6 protein-coding genes are annotated in these 7,640 nt (G+C 71.0%); all 6 read right to left on the reverse strand.

The window, feature by feature from the left end:
- Positions 1-104 precede the first annotated feature (104 nt).
- A complete protein-coding gene (locus tag NBZ85_RS24300) occupies positions 105-1,232 on the reverse strand; it encodes an LLM class flavin-dependent oxidoreductase (RefSeq protein WP_261559341.1) in 1,128 nt (375 codons plus the stop codon).
- A gap of 19 nt (positions 1,233-1,251) precedes the next feature.
- Positions 1,252-2,382: an RNA-guided endonuclease InsQ/TnpB family protein gene (locus NBZ85_RS24305; RefSeq protein ID WP_498041260.1), complete on the reverse strand. Its 1,131-nt coding sequence runs from the start codon at positions 2,380-2,382 to the stop codon at positions 1,252-1,254.
- 124 nt (positions 2,383-2,506) lie between these two features.
- Entirely contained in the window at positions 2,507-4,390 is a 1,884-nt protein-coding gene (locus NBZ85_RS24310) for an FAD-dependent oxidoreductase (protein ID WP_261559339.1), read from the reverse strand.
- An 11-nt stretch (positions 4,391-4,401) separates the two neighbouring features.
- Complete coding sequence (locus tag NBZ85_RS24315) at positions 4,402-5,748, reverse strand: NtaA/DmoA family FMN-dependent monooxygenase (RefSeq protein WP_261559338.1); 1,347 nt, start codon at positions 5,746-5,748, stop codon at positions 4,402-4,404.
- Between the two features lie 26 nt (positions 5,749-5,774).
- Positions 5,775-6,662 carry an ABC transporter ATP-binding protein gene (locus NBZ85_RS24320; protein ID WP_261559337.1) on the reverse strand — a complete coding sequence of 296 codons (888 nt, stop codon included), beginning with the start codon at positions 6,660-6,662 and terminating at the stop codon, positions 5,775-5,777.
- The gene (locus tag NBZ85_RS24325; RefSeq protein ID WP_261559342.1) at positions 6,652-7,479 is read right to left on the reverse strand and encodes an ABC transporter ATP-binding protein; all 828 of its coding nucleotides are present in this window, start codon (positions 7,477-7,479) and stop codon (positions 6,652-6,654) included. Before NBZ85_RS24325 ends, NBZ85_RS24320 begins: the two co-directional genes overlap by 11 nt.
- Positions 7,480-7,640: the final 161 nt, after the last annotated feature.

The following is a 7,640-nucleotide window of genomic DNA, read 5'->3' on the forward strand; positions in this document are numbered from 1 at the left end:
GGGGGGGACAGTGCGGTGCCTTTGGAGGCCGCTCCTTGATCACATGTGGGTACGCGGCCTTATCCCGCCTGGGACGACGGGGCCAGCGGGCTACCTTTCCCCGGTCAGACTCCGGCCAGTGCGGACGCGGCAGAGGATGCGGGTTGCCAACCCAGGGCGGGCGCGACCTCGGTGGCAATGAGCTCGAGCGCCCGGATCGCCACGTCGTGGTCGACGACCGCCGGGTTGAACTGGGCGATCAGGTCCGTGGCAACCGGCAGCACCTGCTCCTGCCGCAACTGCGCGATGATTTCGTCCGGGTGGCCGTAGAAGGAGTGGAACCGGCGGAGCGCCTCGTCGGTGTCGATTCCCTTCGGGAAGGCGCCGTGCTCGGAGAACCGCTGCGCGGCCGCGAGTACGTGCGGCCCGATCTGGGCCAGCGCGGTCCGCCGGTCGGCGGCGGGGAAGATGAACCGCGACAGCCCGATGCGCGGCCGGCGCGGCTGGTTCCAGGCGGCGAGGTACGCGTCGGCCCAGGGCCGCTGCACGGTGTCGGTGGGCTCGTCGTACCCGTAGGCGGCGCGGTTGAGCAGCAGGTTCGACCCCGAGGCCGCGGCGTACTCGGCACCCGGCCCGCTGAAGACGCCCTGCCAGATCCGGTCGGTGAAGTCCCGTGCCGGCGGCTGGATGGTGAAGCCGGGGGCGCCGACCTCCTCGTTCGCGAGCGCCTTGCGCAGCACCGCCAGCCCCTCGCTGGTCAGCTCGCGCCGGCGGCCGACGTCCCGGCCGAAGGCGGCGTACTCCAGCTCGCTGCCACCGCTGCCGACGCCGATCTCGACCCGACCGCCGCTGAGCGTGTCGACGACCGACACGTCCTCGGCCAGCCGGACCGGATCCTCCAACGGCAGGATGGTGATGGCGGTGGCGAGCCGGATGCGCCGGGTGCGCGCGGCGGCGTAGGCCAGGAACGTCCAGGGTGAGGGCAGCCCGCCGCCGCCCAGGGACACGTGGTGCTGGGCCACCCAGCCGACGTCGAAGCCGAGTTCGTCGGCGACGACGAACAGCTCCTGCGCGTGGTCATAGGTGGCCGTCAGGTCGCCGGGGCCCTGGACGTGGGTGAGGAAGCCGAGCCGGAAGCGCGGCGAAGCGGACCCGCCGGTGGCGGACACGGCGGTGACGGATGCATCGTTGACATCCTCCTCTCCCTGAAGGGAGGGGATTCCCGGACCTCGCGATACGGGTTCCTGCTTCATAGACAGACACCTTCCCGCTCTAGGAGCGAGACGGTCTCACTCCATCTCCACAGGCAGCAACCGCGAGCCCCGCGGCCAGAATGTTCTTCGCAGCGTTCACGTCCCGGTCGTGGTGCGCGCCGCAGCGGCACGTCCACTCCCGGACGTTCAGCGGCAGCTTCTCCACGATCGCCCCGCACGCCGAACACGTCTTGCTGGACGGATACCAGCGATCGATCGCGATAACGTCGCGGCCGTACCAGCCGGCCTTGTACTCCAACATGGTCCGCATCTCGCGCCACGCCGCATCCGAAATCGACCGGGCAAGACTGTGATTGCGGACCATGTTCCGCACGGCCAGATCCTCGACGACGATCGTTTGGTTTTCGCGAACGAGTCGAGTCGTGATCTTGTGCAGGTTTTCGCGGCGACGGTCCGCGATCCGGCCGTGAATCCTCACGACCTTGAGCCGCGCCTTCGCCCGGTTCTTCGAACCCTTCGCCTTCCGCGACAGGACCCGCTGCGCGTGGGCGAGACGCTCCCGGTCGCGCCTTTCGTGCTTCGGATTGGCGATCTTCTCGCCCGTCGACAAGGCCAGCAGCGACGTGACCCCGGCGTCCACCCCCACCTGCGCGTCGACCTGCGGCAGCGCCTCGATCGTCTCCTCGGCCAGGATCGACACGTGGTACTGGCCACGGGAGTTCCGCGACACCGTCACCTGCGACGGGTTCGCGCCCTCCGGCAGTGGCCGAGACCAGGCGATGTCCAACGGCTCCGATTGCTTGGCTAGCGTCAGGATGCCGTTCCGGAACGTGAAGCAGTTCCGGAAGTAGGTCGCCGAGTCCGCGGTCTTTCCCTTCTTCTTGAAGGTCGGGTATTTGGCTCGCTTCTGCCAGAAGTTCACGTACGCCGTCTGGAGATTCCGCAAAGTGGCCTGCAACGGCCCCTTCGACGGCTCGGCGAGCCACAACATGTCCGGATCCCGCTTCCATGCCGTCAGCATCTTGTCCGTCTCGGCATGGCTGACCCGGCGCTGTTCCTGAACCCACGCCCGGTGGCGTTCCGCCAACGCCCGGTTGTAGACGTAGCGCACACAACCGAACGTCTTGGCCAACTGTTCGGCCTGTTGTGGGGTCGGGTAGAAGCGGTAGCGGTACGCCCGCTTCACCACCCGACTCCCCATAGTTGACAGAATACACCGTGCCGCTGTCACCTTGGCGTGGGAGTTGACGCGCTAACCCCGCCCTGAAGGGCGGGGCCTGCGCGCTACGTTTCATCGGTCATCTTGACGCCTTTCAGGATCGGGCGGACGCGCTCACGCCGGCCAGGTCGACGCCAGTCGGGACGGCGACCTCCTCGGAATCAAGGTCCCGGTCCGCTGCAAGGCCCTTGTGCACCGGGAGGCCCTGATCCACCACCGGCTTCCGGTCCACCGCAGAGACCTGGTCGTCGCCGGTGAGCTGGCCGGCGCCGAGGACAAGGTCGAGGACGCCGCCGGCGCCGGCGCCGCCGGCGGGAAGCTCGGCGCCGCGCCAGGCCACGTGCTGGTCGGGGCGGATCAGCACGTTGTCGGCGCCGTACAGCACGCGTACCACCGGGTCGGTGAGGTGGACGACCGTGAACGGCAGCGATCGCGCGAGCGCCTCGGCGGTGAAGGCCCGCTCCACCTCCCGGTCCGCGGACAGCACGAGCAGCGCGAAGCCGTTGCCGATGCGGTCGTAGAGGGTGCCGCCGTAGGGATCGACGAGGCCGTCCGGCGCGCGGTGCCCCGGTCGCGGGTCGTCCTGGTAGATGTCCGCGCGCCACGGTGGTTCGACGTCAAGCTGACCGTCCTCGTACCAGATCGCCGACGACGCGTCGTAGCGTTCATCGAAGGTCGCGCCGGGCGCGCCAAGAGCGCCCTGGCTGATCCGGGCGCGGATCTCGGCGCGGCGCGCCTCGGCCTGCGGGCTGTCATCGGCGTCGTCGGGGATGCCGAGCTGGCGCAGTTCCGCCAACAGCGCGTGCGAGCGCCGCGAACGCTCCAGGGCGTGGTCGGCGATCCGCCAGTTGTGCCGGCGGCGTTCCTGGTCGTAGGAGTCCAGCAGCTCCTCGGGGGCCTGGCCGGCGAGCACGGTGGCGAGCTTCCAGCCGAGGTTGACCACATCGCCGAAGCCTTCGCCGAGGTTGCCGCCGGGGGTGCGCACGTGCGCGGCGTCGCCGGCCAGCAGCACCCGCCCGCGGCGGAACGTCCGCGCGATCCGGGTGGCGTCGTAGAAGGTCGTCGACGAGACCAGTTCCAGGTCGAGGTCGAACCCGAAGGCCGCCCTGGCGCCGTCGAGCAGCTCCGCCTCGGTGGGGGTGTGGTCGAGCGGATACGGTCCGGCGTACACGCGCCACTCGCGGGTGCTGACCGCGGCGAGGAAGCCGGCGGCGTTCTGGTTGAACACGATGTTGGTGCCGCTGGGCGCCGGGCCAACTCGGTCGGAGATGTCCTGGGTGCGCACGATGAGCCGCAGCCGCTTCTCGGTGGCATGGTCGCCGTCGCGTTCGATGCCGGCGAGCCGGCGGACGGTGCTGCTGCCGCCGTCCGCGCCGAGCAGGTAGCGGGCCCGGATGGTGCGCCGCGCGCCGGGCTCGCCGTCCTCCTGGAGCACATCGGCCTCGATCCGGTCGACGCTCTCCCGCAGCGCCACCAGCCGCCAGCCGCCGGCCACCCCGACGCCGCGCCGGTCGAGGTGGTCGAGGAAGGCCTGCTGGAGGGCGCTCTGCGGGCGGCGCAGCGCCTCCTGCGCGGAGTGGCGACCGCCGGACGAGCCCGCAAAGGACGGGCGGTGTGGCGCGAGGAGCTCATGGCCGACGAGCGAGGTGACCAGCCGGATGCCCTGGTTCCACTCTGGCGGGAAGGTCCACTCGTCGCGGATCCGCTGCAGCAGGCCCCAGCGGCGGAAATGCTCCACCGTGCGCGGGCTGTGGCCCATCGCGCCGGCCCGGACCAGCGTGGCGGTGCGGGCGCGGTCGACGACGGCGACCCGCACCCCCCGGGCGGTGAGCTCGACGGCCGCTGACAGGCCCACCGGGCCGGCGCCGACGATCAGCACGTCGACCTCGGTCGGCGGCGTGGCGGTGGGGAAGTGCACGGTGTGGACGTCGCGCCCACCCGTGGCCGAATAAGCCTGATCGGCCGAATACTCAGTCATCGAGGTCCTCCTCAGGCCTGTGCGGCCGCGGTCTCGTGCTCGCGCGCATGACGGTTGGCCGGGATCGGCAGGCCGAGGTTGTCCCGCAACGTGTCACCGGCGTACTCGGTGCGGAACAGGCCGCGCTTCTGCAGGGACGGGACGACGTCGGCGACGAAGCGTTCGAGGTCGTCGTGGGTGCGAAAGCGCAGGTTCAGGCCGTCGGCCGCACCGGTGGAGAACCACTGCTCGATCGCGTCGACGACGGTGTCCGACGCGCCGGTGAACGGCGACGGTGTGTACTCGGTCACCGTCTCGACGACCTGGCGCAGGGTGAGCCCCTCCTCGCGGGCATGCTGGACGATCTCCAGGCCGCGGGTGCGACCGCCCTTCTCGGCCAGGTGCGCGAGGTCGGGGAACGGCGCGTCGAGATCGTGCCCGCTGAAGTCGTAGGCACCGAAGCTGCGGCCGAGGAAGCCGAGCTTGCGGTCGAAGTCGTTGTCGGCCTCGAAGATGTCGCGCGAAAGCCGGTGCGCGTCGGCGTCGGTGGCCGCGAGGACGGGGCTGGCGCCGACGAGGATGACGACATGGTCGGGATCGCGCCCGAGCGCGGCGGCCCGCTGCTTGATGTCGCGGTAGTAGGCCTGGGACTCCGCCAGCGATCCGCCGGGGGCGTAGATGCCCTCCGCGACCTGGGCCGCCAGGGTGCGGCCCTCCTCGGAGACGCCGGCCTGGAAGATCACTGGCTGGCCCTGCGGCGACCGGGAGAGGTTGAGCGGCCCGGCGACCTTGAAATGCTCGCCGACGTGGTCGAGGGCGTGCAGCTTCGTCGGGTCGAGGAAAAGGTTGCGCTCGACATCGGCGGGAAAGGCGTCTTCCTCGTAGGAGTCCCACAGCCCGCGCACGACCTCGACCGCCTCGAGCGCGCGGCCGTAGCGGGTGGCGTAGTCGAGGTGCTCGTCCAGCCCGTAGTTGCGCGAGGTCCCGGTGTCGAAGCTGGTGACGACGTTCCAGCCGGCGCGCCCGCCGCTGATGTGATCCAGGGAGGCGAACCGGCGGGCGAGGTTGAACGGCGAGTTGTACGTCGAACTCGCCGTTCCGATCAGGCCGATGTGGCGGGTGTGCGTCGCGACCGCGGACAGCAGCGTCAGCGGTTCGAGCCGGCTGAGGTAGTGCGCCGGGTAGCCGGCGTTGATGAACTGGCTGTCCACGATGAAGTACGCGTCGAACAGCGCCTGCTCGGCGGTCCGCGCCTGGCGGATGTAGTAGTTGATGTCGACGCTGGCGTTGGCCGGGACGCGTGGGTCCTTCCACAGGCCGTGCTGGCCGGGGCCGCCGACGCCGTAGGCGCTCAGGGCGAGGTGGAGCGTGCGGGTCATGTCGGGGTTCCCTTCCGCGGAATCGGTCAGGCGTGAGCGCGGACGTGACCGGGCTGGGCATGATCGGGCTGGACCCGATCGGGCTGGGCGTGCAGTTCGGCGCGCAGTGCCTCCCGCTGCGCCCGGGTGGCGGCGGAACGCAGCGTCGGTGCCGAGCCGACGAGCAGGCGCGCGTAGGGGTGCCGAGGGGTGCTGATCACTGCGCGAGCGGCCCCCACCTCGACGAACTCGCCCTGGTAGAGCACCGCGATGCGGTCGGCGACGCCGGCGACGGAACCGAGGTCGTGCGAGATGAAGACCAGTGCGACGCCGGTGTCGCGCAGCTCCTTGAGGATCTCCAGTACACCGACGCGGTTGGCGGAGTCCAGGGCGCTCACCGGCTCGTCCAGGATGATCAGAGCGGGCTCGGTGACCAGGGCGCGCGCCACCGCGACGCGCTGGCGCTGGCCGCCGGAGAGCTCCCCGGGCAGTCGGCCGAACAGCTCCGGGTCGAGCCGGACGCGCGCGAGATAGCTGCGACCGCGCTCGATTGCCTCCTTGCGGGCCACCCCCTGGACGAGCAACGGCTCGATGAGGGATTCCTCGACGGTGAGGTCGGGGTCGAGGCTGCGCAGCGGATCCTGGAACACGTACTGGACGACGCCGCGGCGCCGCAGCGCGCGCCACTGCCGCTGGGAGTAGCGGGACACGTCCTCGCCGTCGATGAGGATCCGGCCGCTGGAGGCCCGCACCAGGCCGAGCACCGCGCGGGCGAAGGTCGACTTGCCCGAGCCGGTCTCGCCGATCACGCCGACGGTCTCGCCGCGGGCCACCGACAGCGAGACGCCGTGCAGCACCCGGCGCCGCCGTCGGCGCAGCCCGTAGTGGATCTCGAGGTCATCGACCTGCAGGACCGGACGGTCGTCAGTGGACACCGTCGAGCTCCTTGCGCTGCTCGGCGGAGCCCGGGTCGTTCGAATCGTCCAGGTAGCGATCCAGGCCGTACTGCTCGTGTTCGGCGATCAGGAGCCGGGTGTACTCGTGGCGCGGGTGGTAGAGCACGTCCGCGGTGGCGCCGCGCTCGACGACCTCACCCTCGCGCATCACCAGGACCTCGTCGCAGACCTGCGCGACGACGGCGAGGTCATGGGACACGACGACGAGGGCGAGCCCGGTGCGCTCCCGCAGGTCGGCGAGCAGGTCGAGGATCTCGGCCTGCACCGTCACGTCCAGCGCGGTGGTCGCCTCGTCGGCGATGAGCACCTGCGGGCCGGCGGCGATCGCGGTGGCGATGAGGACGCGCTGCAGCATGCCACCGGACAGTTCGTAGGGGTACTGGTCGTAGACGAGCTCGGGCTCGCGCAGGTGCACCGCGGTCAGCAGCTCGAGCGCGCGCCGCCGTGCCGCCCGCCGCCGCAGCCCGGACTTGACCTGGATGACCTCGGTGATCTGCGCCCCCACCTTGATGGACGGGTTGAGGTAGGACGCGGGGTCCTGGAACACCGCGCTGATCGTCGACCCGCGCAGGTCGGTCCACTGCGGGGTCGTCAGCCCGGCGATGTCGCGCCCGGCGATCTCGATCGATCCGCCGGACACGGCGAAGTGCTCGGGCAGAATGCCGAGGATCGCGCGGCAGGTCAGCGTCTTGCCGCTGCCGGACTCCCCCACGATCCCGACCGTCTGGCCGGGCCGCAGGTCGAACGAGACGCCGCGTACGATCTCGCGGTCGTTGGCCTCGTCACGGATCCGCACGTCGCGGACCGCCAGCGCAACGGCCAGTGCGGCCGGCGAGTGCCGCCGCTGCCCACGCACCCGAACTGCTGTGGCCCGCGGTGGCCCAGCGCTACCGCGGGCTGGCAGCCGGGTTGGCCGCCCGCACCGGGAGCAGGCCGGGCGTCGCGCCCGTGCCCCAG

The organism is Frankia tisae (genome assembly GCF_025403405.1).
Classification (GTDB): domain Bacteria; phylum Actinomycetota; class Actinomycetes; order Frankiales; family Frankiaceae; genus Frankia; species Frankia tisai.